Below are 17,255 nucleotides of genomic sequence, written 5' to 3' on the forward strand. Positions count from 1 at the left end.
TACCTTAGATGAATTCGTCCAGTGCACTTGTCGATTGGTTATTAGACAGCCTCGAACTCGATACCAGCCTGTTCCATGTCGGTCGCTATTGCGGTGACTGGCATGCGAGTACACACGGGCTGGCCAGCGCAAGTTTCCATTTGATTGTGCAGGGTGAGTGCTGGCTGCACATCGAAGACGACCCCACGCCCCAACACCTGAATAATGGCGACGCGGTGTTTCTCTTGCGTGACCTGGCCTATCGGCTCTCGGGTGAAGCCACGGCCGCCGGCGCGCGGGACTGCCCACGTCGGCCGATGCTGCCGCTGGACAGCACGGCCAACGACGGTGTGGGGCTGGTGTGCGGTTTCTTCCATTTCCAATCCGGCTTGTCGGCCATGATTGTCGACTCCCTGCCCGCCTGGATCATCCTGCGCGCCGGTGACCCGTCGCTGACTGCCGCGCGCAATCTGTTCGAGCTGATCCTGCAAGAATGCCAGCGCACCCCGGCCCCCTCTGGCGCCTTGCTCGAACGTCTGTGCCACCTGTTGTTCCTGTACGTGCTGCGTCAGCAAGTCATCGACAATACCGGTCTCGGCGGCCTGGCTGCGCTGGGGCGGCAGCCGGCGTTTGCCGAGTTGCTGGAACAGTTGATCGCCCGACCGGCAGATCCCTGGACCCTGGAAAGCATGGCCGCCTGCACCGGGCTGTCGCGCTCGGCGTTCTTCAAGCGTTTCAACGAGTTGTGCGGGCAATCGCCGGGGCACGTGCTGCTGATGATGCGCATGCGCCATGCCTGCCAGTTGTTCAAGCAGGACCAGACGGTGGCCGACGTGTCGCTCGCGGTGGGGTATCAGTCGGTCGCCGCGTTTACCCGGGCCTTCCATAAAGTCACCGGCCAGCAGCCAGGCGCCTATCGCCGGGCTCAAGCCTAGCGCCGCAACCCATTACCCGGGCGAGCGCACAGTTCAACCAGCCAGTCGACAAACACCCGCACCCGCAGCGACAACTGGCGGTGCGGCGGGTACAACGCCGTCAAGGCCATCGGCGGCACGGCCAACTGCGGCAGCACTTCTACCAGCGAGCCCTGCGCCAGTGAACGTATCGCATGATAATACGGCGCCTGGATCAGCCCGTAACCTGCCTCGCAGGCGGCGAAATAACCGTCGGCGCTGTTGACTGCAACGGTCTTGGCCAGGTTGATCGGGCGCAGTTCGTCGCCGATCTGGAATTCCAGGCCAAAGCGTTTACCGCTGCTGCTGGAGACGTACTCGACCATCTGATGATCGGCCAAGTCATCAATGCATTGCGGGACGCCCCTGCGTTCAAGGTAATCCGGGCTGGCCAAGGTCAACTGATCAAGCATCGCCAAAGGCCGCGCCACCAGCGACTCATCCAGGGCCGCGCCGCCGCGCAGCACGCAATCCACGCCCTCGCGGATCAGGTCCACCGGGCGGTCGTTGAGGCCGATCTCCAGTTCGATCTGCGGGTAACGTGAGGTAAAGCCCGGCAACGCAGGAATCACGATGCAACGCCCGATACCCGACGGCATATCGATGCTCAAGGTGCCGCGAGGGTTCTGGCGCCGGGTGGAAAACACCGCCTCGGTTTCTTCCAGGTCTGCCAGCAACTGCACACAGCGCTGGTAATACGCCGCACCGTCCAAGGTCGGACTGACCTGGCGCGTGGTGCGTTGCAACAGCTGCACGCCCAAGTGTGCTTCCAACTGTTTGATCAGGATGGTCACTGAGGCCCGTGGCAGTTGCAGGCTGTCGGCCGCCTTGGCGAACCCGCCCAGTTCCACAATCCGTGTAAACACGCGCATCGCATTGAAACGATCCAATGCCCGCCCCTCTTTGATTATTTAGATTTAACGAATAGTGATAGTGCTTTTAGCCGGTTTATCTTGGTTTTGTCGAGGATAACAATGGAGACCTTCCCCAACCAGGAGCTGAACCCATGCACACTCGTCAACTCGGCAAAAACGGCCCCACTGTCAGCGCCATCGGCCTCGGCTGCATGGGCATGACTGATTTCTACACGACCGGCACCGACACCCGGGAAGCCATCGCCACCCTGCATCGCGCCTTGGAGCTGGGCGTCAATTTCCTCGATACCGCCGACATGTACGGCCCGCACACCAACGAGCAACTGATCGGCAACGCCATTGCCGGCAAACGCGACCAGGTGTTCCTGGCCAGCAAATTCGGCATCGTGCGTGACCCGGCCAACCCTGCGCTGCGCGGCGTGAATGGCCGTCCCGAATACATCCGTAACGCCATCGACGGCACCTTGAAGCGGCTGGGCATTGAAACCCTGGACCTGTATTACCAGCACCGCATCGACCCGGACGTGGCCATCGAAGAAACCGTCGGCGCCATGTCCGAGTTGGTAAAACAGGGCAAAGTCCGTTACCTGGGCCTGAGCGAAGCCAGTGCCGCCACCCTGGAACGTGCCCATAAGGTGCACCCCATCAGCGCCCTGCAAAGCGAATACTCACTGTGGAGCCGAGACCAGGAAGACAACGGCTGCCTCGACACCTGCCGCCGACTGGGCATTGCCTTTGTGCCGTACAGCCCACTCGGTCGGGGGTTCCTCACCGGCGCCCTGAAAAGCCCTGACGACTTCGCCGCCGATGATTACCGTCGTTCCAATCCCCGTTTCCAGAACGAAAACTTTGCGAAAAACCTGCTGCTGGTCGAGCAGGTACAGAGGCTGGCGGCGGACAAAGGTGTGACGGCCGGGCAATTGGCGCTGGCGTGGGTGTTGGCGCAGGGTGATTTCATCATTCCGATTCCCGGCACCAAGCAGCGCAAATACCTGGAGGAGAATGTGGCGGCGGTTTCCATCGTGCTAAGCCAGGCTGAGCGTGACGCGTTGAATGCCATTTTCCCGGCCGATGCCACCGCGGGTCTGCGTTACCCCGAAGACGTCATGGCCATGCTCGATATCTGACCCGCCTCACTCGGGAGCGCCGCACGCCGGCGCTCCCACTTTCTTGCACGGGCGTACCTAAAGCTCCGTCATTCCAAGCCGATAGCCCTACGAAGCTCCAATAAAGCCGCGTCGACAATAACGCTTCGTAAGGACGACCCCATGCCTCCACTGCGCTCCATCCAAGCCCGCTATACCCTGTTCCTGGTGCTGTTCGTCCTGGTGTTATTTGTGTTGACGGTCGTGGGTATCGGCCAGTTGGTCGCGCCCAAGCTGCGTCAAACCGAAGAACAGGTGGTACTCAACCGCATCAATGAAGTGGCCGTACAGATCCAGGGCGAGCTGAACAAAGTTCAAGCCCAGCAACGCAGCATCACCCAAACCATTCCCCTGCTCGACAGCGACGCCATTGATAAGGTGCTGCCTGGCCTGGTGGACCAATACGGCGAGTTGAAGGTATTCGGCGGCGGTATCTGGCCGTTGCCCAACCAGCGCACCCCGGGGCGCAATAAACACAGCACGTTCTGGCACCGCGACGCCTCGGGCAAGCTGGCGGTCAACACCTTCTGGAACAGTGATGCGGCGCCCAACTATTACGACCAGAGCTGGTACAAAGGCGGCCTCGCCGCGCCCCGTGGCCTGTGCGCCTGGGTAGCGGCCTACAAGGACGACGCCAGCCAGGAACCGCGCACCAACTGCGCCATGGCGATCCAGCGTGACGGTGCCGCCTATGGCGTCTCCACCATTGACGTGACGCTGGGTTTCTTCAATGACCTGGTGGCCAACAAGGAAAAAGACATCGGCGGGCAGATGCTGATTGTCGAAGGTGACGGCAAGATCATCAGCAACAGTTCACGCATCAGCAGCCCGGTGGTGTTGAAAAACATCAGCGAACTGGCTGGTACGTCGGCGTTCGCCGCCCAGGTCAGCAAGGCCCTCGCCCACCGCGACCAGGCGCTGCAACGCAGTGAGTTCGACAATCAGGGCGTGGCCAGCACGTTCTACCTGCGCCCCATCGAGGGCACGCCGTGGTTCCTCGCCACCGCCCTGCCGACTTCGTTGATTACAGCGCAGCGCGATGACGTGCTCAGCAGCCTGGCCCTGCTGCAGATTCCAATGGTGTTGCTGCTGGTGCTGATGGCCGTGTACGCCATTCGTCAACTGGTGCAACGCATGAAGACGCTGAAAACCAACATCGACGCCTTGTCCGCCGGGGATGCCGACCTGACGCGGCGTATCACCATCCGCGCCGAAGACGAACTGGGCGCCATCGGCCATTCGGTGAACCGCTTTATCGTCTACCTGCAGAACATGATCGGCGAAGTGACCCAGGCCACCGGCGCCATGTCGTCGAGCCTCGAGCGGTTGCAGCAAACCTCGGCCCACACCAATCAGATCCTGATGCGGCATGCCAGCGAGACCGATCAGACCGTCACCGCCATCACCGAAATGAGTTCCACCGCCGACACCGTCGCGCAAAGCGCCGCTGAAACCGCCTCGTTCACCCGGCGCGCCAACGAGCACGCCGACCACTCCCGTGTGGTAGTGGGTGAAGCGTCCAGTAGCGTCAGCGCCTTGATCGACGAAGTCGCCAGCGCCACCCATACGGTGGAGAACATGCGCCAGGACGCTGCGCGCATCACCGAAACCCTCGGCGTGATCGGCGCGATTGCCGGCCAGACCAACCTGCTGGCCCTCAACGCCGCCATTGAAGCAGCACGTGCCGGAGAGCAAGGCCGTGGGTTTGCGGTCGTCGCCGATGAGGTTCGCGCACTGGCGGCCCGTACCCAGGCCAGCACCTCGCAGATCAACGAAATGCTGGCGCGCCTGACCAGTGGTGTGAGTTCGTCGGTGGCCGCCATGGAAAACACCCAGGCCAGCTGCCAATCGGCAGCGGACGCTACGGCGCGAGTCAACACGGGCCTGGATGAGATGGCCGGTTCGGTCAGCCACATCAACAACCTCAGCACCCAGATTGCCACCGCCGCCGAGCAGCAGAGCGCGGTAAGCGAGGAGATCAACCGCAGCATGGTGCAGATCCGACAGATGGTCGAAGAGCTGGTGCAGAGCGGGCATGCCACACAAAGTAATACCCAGAGCCTGCTGGACGCTAATGGCCAGGTGATTGCCTTGATGAGTCGCTTCAAGGTGCGTTGAAAAATCACTGGAACACTCCCGTGCAATGCGCGGGAGTGGGACTATTCTGACAACTCCTAGTGCAAATTCCCGCCACACAGGAGGTGTGTCATGCACGCTGCTGAGCATTCGGTCCGCTTGGAGTTGATCAGTCAGGAACGTTTCATTCACGCCCCCATCGACCTTGTTTACGACTACGTCACCCAGCCGGATCGCTGGCACGAATGGCACCCCACCTCACTCAGCGCCGAAACCGGTATCACCGGTTCACTGCCTGCGGGCGTCCGTTTCACTGAAATCATCGACCTGTTGGGCGTGCGTGTCCCCTTGAGCTACCGGGTACAGATCGCCCGTGCGCCCGCTGAGTTCAAGACCGTGTTCACGTCTCTGGCGGTTGACGGCTCCATTCACTATTTCCTGGCGCCGCATCAAGGCGGCACGCTGTTCAAGCGCGTGTTGACCTATGAAACCGAATTGCAGTTGACCAGCTTGCGTGAGCGCATGATCCAGCTGTCGGCCACTGCGCTCGACCGGCTCAAGCACCGGCTGGAAGATCCGTCCTTCGTATAATTTAGAAACATTACAACGACGTCCCAACAGAAAAAGCAGGGAGAATGCGCGGCTCATCACCCGGTATTGGACGGCACCTCAATGAAAAACCCGTTGCGCTTGGCCCTGCTTGCAGCCCTGTTCACCACCACCCTGGCCCAAGCGGCCGACCTGATCCCGATTGACGTGCACCGTGACGCTCAGTGCGGTTGCTGCAAAAAGTGGATCAGTCATCTGGAAAGCAACGGCTTCAAGGTCAACGACCACGTCGAAGCCGATATGAGTGCCGTCAAACAACGCTTGGGCGTGGCACCGCGCCTGGGCTCGTGCCACACCGCCGTGATCGACGGCAAGTTCGTCGAAGGCCATGTGCCCGCCGAACAGGTGATGGCCCTGCGCAAACGTGACGACCTGCTCGGCATCGCCGCACCCGGCATGCCCCTGGGCTCACCGGGTATGGAAGTCGACGGTCACAGCGAAGCCTATCAAGTGATCGGCCTGACCCGGGACGGCAACGATGTGGTAGTGGCTGATTACCCAGCACGATGATCGCGGGTTACCTGGGGTTGTTCCTGGCGGCCTTTGGCGCCGCGACCCTGTTGCCTTTGCAGTCCGAAGCGGTATTGGTCGGGCTGCTGCTCAGCGGGCACTACAGCCTGTGGCTGCTGCTGGGCATCGCCACCTTGGGCAACGTACTGGGCTCGGTGGTGAACTGGTGGTTGGGCCGCTGGGTTGAACACTTCAAGGCGCGGCGCTGGTTTCCAGTCAGCGCCCAACAACTGGACAAAGCGCGCAGCCACTACGAGCGTTGGGGGCATTGGACGCTGCTGCTCAGTTGGGTGCCGATTATCGGTGACCCGCTGACCTTGGTCGCGGGCGTCATGCGCGAGCCGCTGTGGCGCTTCCTGCTCCTGGTGACACTGGCCAAAGGCATACGCTACGGTGTGCTCGCAGCGCTGACCTTGCAGTGGGTGTTAATCCCCACTTAATCCCCTCCAAACAGCATCCGGGCATCGTATCCGGAGCCCGTCTCATGCCTCTCATCCGCGCTGTTTGCATTACCGGCCTGCTCACGCTTGCTGCCACCCCGGTGTTTGCCGCCACCTACGGGCCTGAGTTGCAAGGCTTCGACTACCCGTACCCGGTAGAACATTTCGACTTCCAGTCCCAAGGCAAAAACCTGCAAATGGGCTACATGGACATACCGGCCAAAGGCCGCGCCAACGGGCGCAGCGTGGTATTGATGCACGGCAAGAACTTCTGCGGCGCCACGTGGGAAGGTTCGATCAAGGCACTGAGCGACGCCGGCTACCGGGTGATCGCGCCGGACCAGATCGGCTTCTGCACCTCCAGCAAGCCCGATCACTACCAGTACAGCTTCCAGCAATTGGCAATCAACACCCACCAGTTGCTGGAAAAGCTGGGCATTCAAAAAGCCACTATCCTCGGCCACTCCACCGGGGGCATGCTGGCAACCCGCTACGCATTGCTCTACCCGGCGCAAACCGAACAACTGGCCTTGGTCAACCCCATCGGCCTGGAAGATTGGAAGGCACTGGGCGTGCCCTATCGCAGTGTCGACCAATGGTATGAGCGCGAGTTGAAACTCAGCGCGGAGGGTATTCGCAAGTACGAGCTGGACACCTATTACGTCGGCCGCTGGAAACCTGAATACGACCGCTGGGTGGATATGCTCGCCGGCCTCAATAAAGGCCCGGGGCATACCCAGGTCGCATGGAACTCGGCGTTGATTTACGACATGATCTTCACCCAGCCGGTGTACTACGAGTTCAAAGACTTGCAGATGCCTACCCTGCTGCTGATCGGCACCGCCGATACCACCGCGATCGGCAAGGACCTTGCGCCCCCGCCGGTCAAGGCGAAGATCGGCAATTACGCCGTGTTGGGCAAGCAGGTGGCCAAGTTGATTCCCCACGCGACCCTGGTGGAATTCCCCGGGCTGGGGCATGCACCGCAAATGGAGGAGCCGGCCCAATTTCACGCAGCGCTGTTACAGGGTTTGAGCGCCCTTTAATCCCACTTGATCGAGGCACGGTGAATGTCGTTACAGATAGCAGTCATTGATGATTGGCAGAATGTGGCCAGTGGTGTGGTGGATTGGTCGGTGCTGTCGTCGGTTGGGCAGGTGCACTTCCTCCACGATTACCCGGCGGACACTGCCACGATGGTCGAGCGTTTGAAGGGCTTTGAAGTGATCTGCGTGATGCGTGAGCGCTCCCTCTTCGATAAGGCGCTGCTGCAGGGCCTGCCCAATCTCAAGCTGCTGGTGACCGGCGGCATGCGCAATGCCGCTATCGACATTCCCGCCGCCAAGGCCCTGGGCATTCAGGTGTGCGGCACCGACAGCTATAAACAGGCGGCGCCGGAATTGACCTGGGCGTTGATCATGGCCAGCACTCGCAACCTGCTGGCCGAAGCCAACTCGCTGCGCGCCGGCGGCTGGCAAGTCGGCCTGGGCGGTGACTTGTATGGCAAAACCCTGGGTATTCTCGGCCTGGGCAGCATTGGTCAGAAAGTCGCGCAGTTTGCCCAGGTGTTCGGTATGCGCGTCATCGCCTGGAGTGAAAACCTTACCCAGGAAAGGGCTGCGCAGTGCGGCGTGACCTGGGTCAGCAAGCAGGCGCTGTTTGAGCAAGCTGACATCCTCACCGTTCACTTGGTACTCAGCGACCGCAGCCGCGGCCTGGTCGACGCCGAGGCGCTGAGTTGGATGAAGCCGAGCGCACGCCTGGTGAACACCGCACGCGGGCCGATTGTGGATGAGCAGGCGCTGGTAGCCGCGCTGGAAAGTGGCCGACTGGCCGGGGCGGCACTGGATGTGTACGGCGAAGAGCCACTACCGGTGGACCATCCGTTCCGCCACCTGCCGAACGTATTGGCCACGCCCCATATCGGCTATGTGAGCGAGCAGAATTACCGGCAGTTCTATCAACAGATGATCGAAGATGTGCAGGCATGGGCTGCCGGAACCCCCATCCGCGCGCTGGGCTGACGCTGTGCGCACCAAACCGGTGAGCGGGTTTGCCCAGTACTGGGGCGTGTAGCGCCCCCAAATCCCGCATCACCTTGAAGCAGGCGACCGTATAGGGGCGTACTCCAGCGCAACGCAAGCCTGCTCCCCTCCTTGCTCATAACCTGCGCATTTGTGGTTACAAGTTTTTTGTCCTACAAAATCTTCCTGAAAACCCTACAGGCTCTGGGATCTGTCCTAAACTCAGAACCGATGGGTCCGTTCCAAAACAAAAACCCCGCAAAAAATCTAAACTTTCCAACTCGGCCACTGGTCAAGTTTTAAGGTACGGCGAGCAAAGTGGATAACACCCCGATGCCCGCCCATCCAATCTATTTCTGCCAACCGCGCAACTGGCATAAGCCTTGCCAGATTTGTACAGCGCTTGTGCGCGTGGCCGCAGGATGCGGTCATCGAAGCTAGTGGCAGCGGGCCACCAGGCGACCCAACACGTGGAGAGAACTATGATCAGTGCCGTTTCAAGTATTCAGGGAGAACGTGTTAGTCAGCCAATCGGCGGGGCGAGCTCCTTGGTTGACATCAACACCGTGCGGCCGGTGGTGAGTCAGAATCCCAATCGAAAAAAAGTATTGTTTGTTACCTCAGAATTCGCCGATCTGGTGAAAACCGGTGGCCTGGGTGACGTGTCCGCTGCCCTGCCCCGCGCCATGGCGCATTTGCACGATGTGCGGGTGTTGATCCCGGGTTATCCGCAGGTGATGGAGAGCGACAACCCGATCCATATCATCGGCGAGCTGGGTGGCCACGCCGCACTGCCGCCATGCAAAATCGGGCGCATGGACCTCAAGGACGGGCTGGTCATCTACGTGCTGATCTGCCCCGAGCTCTACGAACGTGAAGGCACGCCCTACGGCGCCAATAATGGCCGTGACTGGCCGGACAACCATATCCGCTTCGCCCGCCTGGGCCTGGCTGCCGCCGACATCGCGGCCAACCTCGCGCAAATCCACTGGTGCCCTGACCTGGTGCACGCCCATGACTGGCCGGCGGGCCTGGCGCCGGCCTATATGCACTGGCGCGGTTCACGCACGCCTACCCTGTTCACCATTCATAACCTCGCTTATCAGGGCGTCGTCAGCCTGGCCTCCACTCCGGAGTTGGGCATTCCGCCCCATGCCTTGCAACAGGAAGGCATGGAGTTCTACGGCAAGATGTCGTTCCTCAAGGCGGGCATGGCCTACTCCAGCCATATCACCACGGTGAGTGCCACCTACGCCCAGGAAATCACCACCCCCGAATTCGGTTGCGGCCTGGATGGCTTTTTAGCCAGCAAGACCCAACAAGGCTTGCTCAGTGGCATCCCCAACGGCATTGATGAAAGCTGGGAAACCTCTACCGACCCGCACCTGACCCACAACTTCAATATTGGCGACTGGGAAGGTAAGGCCATCAACGCAGCGCACGTGCGCGAACTGTTCGGCCTGCACGAGTCCACCGGCCCGTTGTTTGCCGTGGTCTCACGCCTGGTCTATCAAAAAGGCCTGGACCTGACCGAAGCCGTTGCCAGCTTTATCGTTGAAAATGGCGGTCAGATAGCGATTATCGGTCGTGGCGAGCCGGAGGAAGAACAGGCCATGCGCGAACTGGCCCTGCGGTTTCCCGGCCAGGTAGGCGTGCGTATCGGCTTTAACGAAACCGACGCCCGCCGCATGTTCGCCGGCAGCGATTTCCTGCTGATGCCGTCCCGCTATGAACCCTGCGGCCTGAGCCAGATGTACGCCCAGCGCTTCGGCTCACTGCCGGTGGCGCGTAATACCGGCGGCCTGGCTGACACCATCGAAGATGGCGTAACCGGCTTCCTGTTCAATGAATCCACGGTGGACAGCTACAAGGCCGCCCTTACCCGCGCCTTCAAGGTCTTTGCCTTCCCCGGTTTGCTCAACGCCATGCGCAGCCGTGCTATGACCCAACCGTTCAACTGGTGCCAAGCGGTAGAACCCTACGCCGAGCTGTACGAACAACTCGTGGCCAAGTCCTTGGGGAAATCGGCTAAATAATCAAGTGAGGTATCCACAGATGCCGTCATGGACTCTGGAAACCTGGCCCCACGGCGCAATCATGCTGGACGCGCAACACACGCAGTTTGCCTTGTGGGCGCCAGACGCATTTTATGTCAGTGTTGAATTCAAAGACGGAAAATCCATCCCCATGCTGCCCCAGGCAGACGGCTGGTTCGAAGTAGAAGCCAAGTGCCCGGCGGGCACTTGCTACCGCTACAACGTCGACGGTGAAGCCGATGTCCCCGACCCGGCGTCCAGGGCTCAAGCCTCGGATGTCCACGGTTGGAGCGTGGTCGTCGACCCGCTCGCCTATCCCTGGCAGAACAGCCAATGGCAAGGTCGACCATGGCATGAGGCCGTGATCTACGAGCTGCACGTCGGTGCGCTGGGTGGCTACGCCGCCGTTGAAAAACACCTGCCACGCCTGGCTGAACTGGGCTTCACTGCGATTGAGCTGATGCCCGTGGCGCAATTCCCGGGTGAACGCAATTGGGGCTACGACGGGGTACTGCCCTATGCACCGCAGTCCTCCTATGGCACCCCCGAACAACTCAAGCACCTGATCGACAGCGCCCATGAACACGGCCTGGCGGTGATCCTCGACGTGGTCTACAACCACTTCGGCCCCGACGGCAATTACCTGGGCCAATACGCCAAGGCATTCTTTCAAGAGGATGTGCACACGCCATGGGGCGCGGGCATTGACTTCGATCGTCGGGAAGTACAAGACTTCTTCCTCGATAACGCGCTGATGTGGCTGCTGGAATATCGCTTCGACGGCTTGCGCCTGGACGCCGTGCACGCCATCGACAATCCCGGGTTCCTGCGAGCCTTGGCGCAGCGTGTACGCGAGCAGGTCGACCTTGGCCGACAGGTGTGGCTGGTACTTGAAAACGAGCACAACCAGGCCAATCTGCTGGAGCATGATTTCGATGCCCAATGGAACGACGACGGCCACAATGCCCTGCATGTGCTGCTCACCGGCGAAACCGACGCCTATTACAGCGACTTCGCTGCAGACACCACCGCCAAGTTGGCGCGCTGCCTGAGCGAAGGTTTTATCTACCAGGGGCAGCCCACGCGGCATGACAAGTCCCGCGGCGAGCCCAGCGGCCATTTGCCGCCCAGCGCTTTCGTGCTGTTTCTGCAGAACCATGACCAGATCGGTAATCGCGCTCTGGGTGAGCGCCTGCATCAACTGTGCACACCCCAGGCTCTGAAAGCCGCCACCACGTTGTTGCTGCTGTCACCGATGATTCCCCTGGTGTTCATGGGCGATGAGGTGGCTGCCGAAGAACCCTTCCTGTTTTTCACCGATCATCACGGTGAGCTGGCCGAGGCGGTGCGCGAGGGCCGGCGCAATGAGTTTGCCGACTTCGCCGCCTTCAATGATCCCGAACAGCGTGAGCAGATCCCCGACCCCAACGCCCTGGCAACCTTCCAGCGCTCGATACCTTCGTTTACCGAGAACGAACACACTCAGCTCTACCGCCAACTGCTGAGCCTTCGTCACCAACATATCGCGCCCCACTTGCCCGGCTGCGTGGCCCTGGGCGCGCGGGTGCTGGCAGAGGGTGCCGTCAGCGCCCGTTGGCGACTGGGCAACGGCAGCCTGCTGCAAATCGACCTCAACCTGAGCGCCGAGCCCCTTGCACACGCGGCGCCGCATGCCTGTCTTTTCCAAACGCCGGCCGATCAGGGCGCGCAACTGGCGCCCTTCAGCGCACGCGTCTTCCTTACCCCTGTTGGAGAGCACCCTTGAGCGAAGCGAACCTGGAAATCCTCGCCAGCCGCACAGGCCTGGCCGTCGATTGGATCGACGCCAACGGCCGCCAGCAACATGTCAAACCCGACGCCTTGCGCGCCGTGCTCAAAGGCCTTGGCCACCCGGCCGACACCGATGCCGAGATCGACGCCAGCCTGCTGGCGATTGAGCAAGTGCAACAAGACAAGCACCTGCCTCCACTCATGACCATCGACTCCGGTGAGGGCCTGGACCTGGCGCGCTACTTTGCCCCGGACACTGCCTGCCGCGTCAGCCTGGAACAGGGTGAAACCCTGGAATTGCGCCTCGACGGCAACGCCGTGCTGCCAGGCATCATCGCGTTGGGCTACCACTCTGTACACATCGACGACCAGACCTTCACCCTGGCGGTGGCGCCCACCCACTGCTACAGCGTGGCCGAGGCGGTCGACAGCCGCCCTGCCCGCGCCTGGGGCCTGAGCGCCCAACTGTATGGCCTGCGACGCCTCGGCGATGGCGGCTTCGGCGACACCCTGGCCCTGGAGCACCTGGCGCGCTCCGCCGCCGAGCGCGGTGCCGATGCCCTGGCGATCAGCCCGATGCACGCCATGTTCAGCGCCGACCCCGAACGCTACAGCCCTTACTCACCGTCCAGCCGCCTGTTTCTCAACAGCCTGTATGCCTCGCCGGCGTGCATCCTGGGCGAACGTGAAGTGCGCAACGCCATCGAGGCCGCCGGACTGGCGGACGAGCTGCACGCCCTTGAACAACTGCCCTTGATCGACTGGCCAGCCGCCGCCCGTGCCAAGCAACGGTTACTGCGCACGCTGTATGAAGACTTTCGCCAGGGCGAGCATCCGCAGCACGCCGACTTCCTCAGTTTCCGCCAGTCAGGCGGCGAGTCCCTGGAAAATCACTGCCGCTTCGAAGCCGTACAAGCGGTGCGCGCCGCCGTCGGCGAAGACCTCGACTGGCGCCACTGGCCGCAGGACTGGCGCACGCCGCAAAGCCCTGCCCTGGCGCAGTTCGCCGAGGAACACCACGACGAGATCGGCTATTTCGCCTTCTGCCAATGGCTGATCGCCCGCAGCCTGGAGCGTGCTCAGCAAGCCGCCCGGGGCAGCGGCATGGGTGTCGGCCTGATCGCTGACCTGGCGGTGGGCGCCGATGGCGGCGGCAGCCAGGCGTGGAGCCGTCAGGATGAACTGCTGGCCGACCTCACCGTGGGGGCACCACCGGACATTCTCAACCGCGCGGGCCAGGCCTGGGGCATCTCGGCGTTCTCACCGGAGGGCCTCAAACGCAACGGCTTCCGGGCCTTTATCGAGATGCTGCGCGCCAATTTCGCGCATGCCGGCGGCTTGCGCATCGACCATGTGATGGGCCTGCAGCGCCTGTGGGTGATCCCCAACGGCGCGTCACCGCGTGAAGGCGCTTATCTGTATTACCCGGTGGATGACATGCTGCGCCTGTTGGCCCTGGAGTCCCACCGCCACCAGGCCATCGTCCTTGGCGAGGATCTGGGCACCGTGCCCGACGGCCTGCGCGAAAAACTCATCGGCCGCTCGATTCTCGGCATGCGCGTGCTCTTGTTCGAACAAAATCACGAGGGCCAATTCAAACCGATTCTGGACTGGCCGGATAACGCCCTGGCGACCACCAGCACCCACGATTTGCCCACCCTCAATGGTTGGTGGCACAGCCGCGACATCGAATGGAATATCCAACTGGGCCTGATCGACGCCCCCACTGTCGAGCAGTGGAGCGAACACCGCCTGCGCGAACGCCAGGCATTGCGTCAGGCCCTGAGCCAGGACCCGCAGAACTTCGTCGATGAGATCCGCAATGACACCGACCATATGATCGACGCCAGCGTGCGCTACCTGGGCCACACCCGTGCGCCGTTGGTGCTGCTGCCCCTGGAAGACGCGCTGGGCATGGAAGAACAAGCCAACCTGCCCGGCACCACCGACACCCACCCCAATTGGCGCCGCCGCCTTCCGGGTGAAGCGTCCAGCCTGCTCGACAACGCGGGCGCCGCCCGCCGCCTCGAGCTGCTGGCCGTGGCGCGTAATCAGGCCTACGAGCGTGACCGATGAAAGAACTGTCTCTACGCGCTACCCAACGCCTGCAATTTCATAAAGGTTTCACCCTGGATGATGCGGTGCCGCTGGTGCCTTACTTCGCCCGCCTGGGCATCAGCCACCTGTACGCCTCGCCATTGCTCTGCGCCCGCGCCGGCTCGATGCACGGCTACGACGTGGTCGACCCCACCCGCATCAACCCCGAACTGGGCGGCGAGCCGGCCCTGCACCGCCTCGTTGCCGCACTGCGTGAGCATGGGATGGGGCTGATCCTGGATATCGTCTCCAACCACATGGCCGTGGGCGGCGCCGACAACCCTTGGTGGCTGGACCTGCTGGAATGGGGCCGTTTGAGCCCCTACAGCGAATTCTTCGATATCCAGTGGCACTCCCCCGATCCGCTGCTCAAGGGCCAACTGCTGATGCCCTTTCTCGGCAGCGACTACGGCGAAGCCTTGCAAAGCGGCACGCTGACGCTGCACTTCGACGCGGAACACGGCGCGTTCTATGTCGAGCACTACGAGCATCGCTTCCCGATCTGCCCGCGGGACTATGGCGTGATTCTCGGCACCGATGAATCACTCAAGCCGCTGGCCGACCGTTTCAGTGCCCTCGCCTATCAGGACGATGCCTACGGCGAAGCGGCCGGGCTCAAGCAAGTGCTTGCCGAGCGGGCAACCGAAGTCTTGCCGGCCATCGAACAGCGGCTCGGAGCCTTCGACGGCCGCACACCCGAGGGCTTCGAGCAACTTCACTCGTTGCTTGAACAGCAGACTTACCGCCTGGCCAGCTGGCGTACCGCCGCCGACGACATCAACTGGCGGCGCTTCTTCGACGTCAACGAACTGGGCGGCCTGCGCGTCGAGCGCAGCGCCGTGTTCGAAGCCACCCACGCGAAGATCTTCGAACTGATCAGCGCGGGTCTGGTGGATGGCTTGCGCATCGACCATGTCGACGGTCTGGCCGACCCTCGTGGCTACTGCCGCAAGTTGCGCCGTCGCGTAGACGCGCTGGCGCCCGGACGGCATGTGCCGATCTTCGTGGAAAAGATCCTCGGCGAAGGGGAAACCCTGCGCCAGGACTGGCAGGTAGACGGTACCACCGGCTACGAATTCATGAACCAACTGTCGCTGCTGCAACACGACCCGCAGGGTTTCGAAACGCTGGCACAGTTGTGGACGCGCCATAGCGAGCGCCCTTCGGCATTCATTGAAGAGGCGTGGCTGGCACGCCAGCAGATTCTCAACGGCTCTTTGGCCGGAGACTTTGAAAGCGTCGCCCAGGCGCTGCTGCAAGTGGCGCGCGACGATGTGATGACGCGAGACCTGACGCTGGGCGCGATCCGCCGTGCGCTGCAGGCGCTGATCGTGCATTTCCCGGTGTACCGCACTTACATCAGCGCCCAGGGCCGCAGCCCGGAAGATGACCGCGTATTCCAGCAAGCCTTGTCCGGCGCGCGCGGCATCCTGAGTGAAGGCGACTGGCCCGTACTTGATCACCTGGAAGCCTGGTTGGGCGGCCAGCCATGGCGCAATCGCCCGCGCGGCCGCGAGCGCAAGATGCTCAAGCATGCGTGCGTGCGCTTCCAGCAACTGACCTCGCCGGCAGCGGCCAAGGCTGTGGAGGACACCGCGTTTTATCGTTCGGCAGTGTTGCTCTCGCGTAACGACGTTGGCTTCAGCACCGAGCAGTTCAGCGCCTCACTGGCCGACTTCCATGCCGTCAATCAGCAACGTTTGCAGACCTTTCCCGATAACCTGCTGGCCACCGCCACCCATGACCATAAACGCGGTGAAGACAGCCGAGCGCGCCTGGCGGTGATCAGTGAGTGCGCGCAGTGGTACGCCGAGCAGGTGGAGCAGTGGCGCAGCCTGGCCGCGCCATTGCGGGAGGATGGCAACTGCCCCTCGGCCGGCGATGAACTGATCCTCTATCAGGTGCTGCTGGGCAGTTGGCCGCTGGACGCCAACCCTGACCTTGAGGGCTACCGGCAACGGCTCTGGCAGTGGCAACAGAAAGCCCTGCGCGAGGCCAAGTTGCAGAGCAGTTGGAGCGCTCCGAACGATGCCTACGAGAAAGGTGTTGAAGCCTTCCTGTCGCGCCTGCTGCTCACCCCTGAAGGTCAACCGTTGCGCACGGCGCTGGCTGCGGCCGCCCAGAGAATAGCGCCGGCTGGTGCTTTGAATGGCCTGGCGCAAACCTTGCTTCGGCTTACCGTGCCGGGGGTACCGGATCTGTATCAGGGCGATGAGTTCTGGGACTTCAGCCTGGTGGACCCGGACAACCGTCGCCCGGTGGATTTCAGCGCACGGCAACGGGCGCTGCAAGCACCACCGGACATCATCGAAAGCTTGTCCAACTGGCGCGATGGGCGTATCAAACAAGCGTTGATTGCCCAGGTACTGGCCTTGCGCAAGGCCCAACCCGAAGTGTTCAGCCAGGGCGACTACACGCCGTTGGAAGTCTGCGGCACCCACGCTGAACATGTGGTCGCGTTCTACCGCGAACACCAAGGCAAAACCGTGCTGGTGGTGGTGCCACGCTGGTCCCATCGGCTGCTTGAAAACAGTGATCTGCCTCACATCCCTGCGCAGGTTTGGGGCGATACGCGAGTGAAATTACCGTTTACCGGCACAACGCAAAACTGGAAGGGACTTTTTCAAACGGGCGTAGTCACACCAAACAAGGAGCTGTTGATCAGCACTGCCCTGGGGGGATTCCCGGTCAATGTCTTTATCAATCCTGATGATCAAGAAAGCTGAAAATTTTCTGCGAGG

Annotated in this window: 13 protein-coding genes and 1 pseudogene; 13 read left to right on the forward strand and 1 reads right to left on the reverse strand. The window is 61.9% G+C overall.

The annotated features are described in order from the left end of the window. Window positions 1-8 precede the first annotated feature (8 nt). Complete coding sequence (locus EXW71_RS02050) at window positions 9-914, forward strand: AraC family transcriptional regulator (protein WP_134657380.1); 906 nt, start codon at window positions 9-11, stop codon at window positions 912-914. Here the strand turns inward: EXW71_RS02050 and EXW71_RS02055 are convergent. Beyond that, window positions 911-1,822 (reverse strand): LysR family transcriptional regulator, encoded by a 912-nt coding sequence (locus EXW71_RS02055; protein ID WP_123718499.1) that lies wholly within the window; start codon window positions 1,820-1,822, stop codon window positions 911-913. The genes EXW71_RS02050 and EXW71_RS02055 overlap by 4 nt on opposite strands. Before the next feature lie 116 nt (window positions 1,823-1,938). Here EXW71_RS02055 and EXW71_RS02060 point away from each other — a divergent pair, with 116 nt between their 5' ends. From EXW71_RS02060 to EXW71_RS02110, 12 genes and pseudogenes are all read left to right on the forward strand, one after another. Then, on the forward strand, window positions 1,939-2,934 hold the full coding sequence (locus EXW71_RS02060) for an aldo/keto reductase (RefSeq protein ID WP_134657381.1): 996 nt from the start codon (window positions 1,939-1,941) through the stop codon (window positions 2,932-2,934). 141 nt (window positions 2,935-3,075) lie between these two features. Continuing rightward, a pseudogene (locus EXW71_RS29300) lies at window positions 3,076-4,209 on the forward strand (cache domain-containing protein); the annotation flags it as partial. 105 nt (window positions 4,210-4,314) lie between these two features. After that, the gene (locus EXW71_RS29305) at window positions 4,315-5,070 is read left to right on the forward strand and encodes a methyl-accepting chemotaxis protein (RefSeq protein WP_372241315.1); all 756 of its coding nucleotides are present in this window, start codon (window positions 4,315-4,317) and stop codon (window positions 5,068-5,070) included. Window positions 5,071-5,160: 90 nt separating this feature from the next. Beyond that, entirely contained in the window at window positions 5,161-5,619 is a 459-nt protein-coding gene (locus tag EXW71_RS02070; protein WP_134657383.1) for an SRPBCC family protein, read from the forward strand. 81 nt (window positions 5,620-5,700) lie between these two features. Beyond that, window positions 5,701-6,147, forward strand: coding sequence for a DUF411 domain-containing protein (locus EXW71_RS02075; protein WP_134657384.1), 447 nt, complete (start codon window positions 5,701-5,703; stop codon window positions 6,145-6,147). Continuing rightward, a complete protein-coding gene (locus EXW71_RS02080; RefSeq protein ID WP_134657385.1) occupies window positions 6,144-6,587 on the forward strand; it encodes a YqaA family protein in 444 nt (147 codons plus the stop codon). The genes EXW71_RS02075 and EXW71_RS02080 overlap by 4 nt, the downstream gene beginning before the upstream one ends. A gap of 44 nt (window positions 6,588-6,631) precedes the next feature. Beyond that, entirely contained in the window at window positions 6,632-7,633 is a 1,002-nt protein-coding gene (locus EXW71_RS02085) for an alpha/beta hydrolase (RefSeq protein ID WP_134657386.1), read from the forward strand. Between the two features lie 24 nt (window positions 7,634-7,657). Next, the gene (locus EXW71_RS02090; protein ID WP_134657387.1) at window positions 7,658-8,611 is read left to right on the forward strand and encodes a D-2-hydroxyacid dehydrogenase family protein; all 954 of its coding nucleotides are present in this window, start codon (window positions 7,658-7,660) and stop codon (window positions 8,609-8,611) included. Between the two features lie 482 nt (window positions 8,612-9,093). After that, window positions 9,094-10,647, forward strand: coding sequence for a glycogen synthase GlgA (glgA, locus tag EXW71_RS02095; protein ID WP_134657388.1), 1,554 nt, complete (start codon window positions 9,094-9,096; stop codon window positions 10,645-10,647). 19 nt (window positions 10,648-10,666) lie between these two features. Continuing rightward, window positions 10,667-12,412 (forward strand): malto-oligosyltrehalose trehalohydrolase, encoded by a 1,746-nt coding sequence (gene treZ / locus EXW71_RS02100; protein WP_134657389.1) that lies wholly within the window; start codon window positions 10,667-10,669, stop codon window positions 12,410-12,412. Next, a complete protein-coding gene (gene malQ / locus EXW71_RS02105; RefSeq protein WP_134657390.1) occupies window positions 12,409-14,493 on the forward strand; it encodes a 4-alpha-glucanotransferase in 2,085 nt (694 codons plus the stop codon). The genes treZ and malQ overlap by 4 nt, the downstream gene beginning before the upstream one ends. Then, on the forward strand, window positions 14,490-17,240 hold the full coding sequence (locus EXW71_RS02110; protein WP_134657391.1) for a malto-oligosyltrehalose synthase: 2,751 nt from the start codon (window positions 14,490-14,492) through the stop codon (window positions 17,238-17,240). Before malQ ends, EXW71_RS02110 begins: the two co-directional genes overlap by 4 nt. Window positions 17,241-17,255 lie beyond the last annotated feature (15 nt).

Origin of the sequence: Pseudomonas sp. BCA17, assembly GCF_004519405.1 — a bacterium.
GTDB lineage: Bacteria > Pseudomonadota > Gammaproteobacteria > Pseudomonadales > Pseudomonadaceae > Aquipseudomonas.

What these genes read in the sequence shown, in the direction of transcription:
- EXW71_RS02050 (WP_134657380.1), top strand. Translation starts at nt 9, where the DNA reads ATGAATTCGTCCAGTGCACTTGTCGATTGGTTATTAGACAGCCTCGAA.
- EXW71_RS02060 (WP_134657381.1), top strand. Translation starts at nt 1,939, where the DNA reads ATGCACACTCGTCAACTCGGCAAAAACGGCCCCACTGTCAGCGCCATC.
- EXW71_RS29305 (WP_372241315.1), top strand. Translation starts at nt 4,315, where the DNA reads ATGCGGCATGCCAGCGAGACCGATCAGACCGTCACCGCCATCACCGAA.
- EXW71_RS02070 (WP_134657383.1), top strand. Translation starts at nt 5,161, where the DNA reads ATGCACGCTGCTGAGCATTCGGTCCGCTTGGAGTTGATCAGTCAGGAA.
- EXW71_RS02075 (WP_134657384.1), top strand. Translation starts at nt 5,701, where the DNA reads ATGAAAAACCCGTTGCGCTTGGCCCTGCTTGCAGCCCTGTTCACCACC.
- EXW71_RS02080 (WP_134657385.1), top strand. Translation starts at nt 6,144, where the DNA reads ATGATCGCGGGTTACCTGGGGTTGTTCCTGGCGGCCTTTGGCGCCGCG.
- EXW71_RS02085 (WP_134657386.1), top strand. Translation starts at nt 6,632, where the DNA reads ATGCCTCTCATCCGCGCTGTTTGCATTACCGGCCTGCTCACGCTTGCT.
- EXW71_RS02090 (WP_134657387.1), top strand. Translation starts at nt 7,658, where the DNA reads ATGTCGTTACAGATAGCAGTCATTGATGATTGGCAGAATGTGGCCAGT.
- glgA (WP_134657388.1), top strand. Translation starts at nt 9,094, where the DNA reads ATGATCAGTGCCGTTTCAAGTATTCAGGGAGAACGTGTTAGTCAGCCA.
- treZ (WP_134657389.1), top strand. Translation starts at nt 10,667, where the DNA reads ATGCCGTCATGGACTCTGGAAACCTGGCCCCACGGCGCAATCATGCTG.
- EXW71_RS02110 (WP_134657391.1), top strand. Translation starts at nt 14,490, where the DNA reads ATGAAAGAACTGTCTCTACGCGCTACCCAACGCCTGCAATTTCATAAA.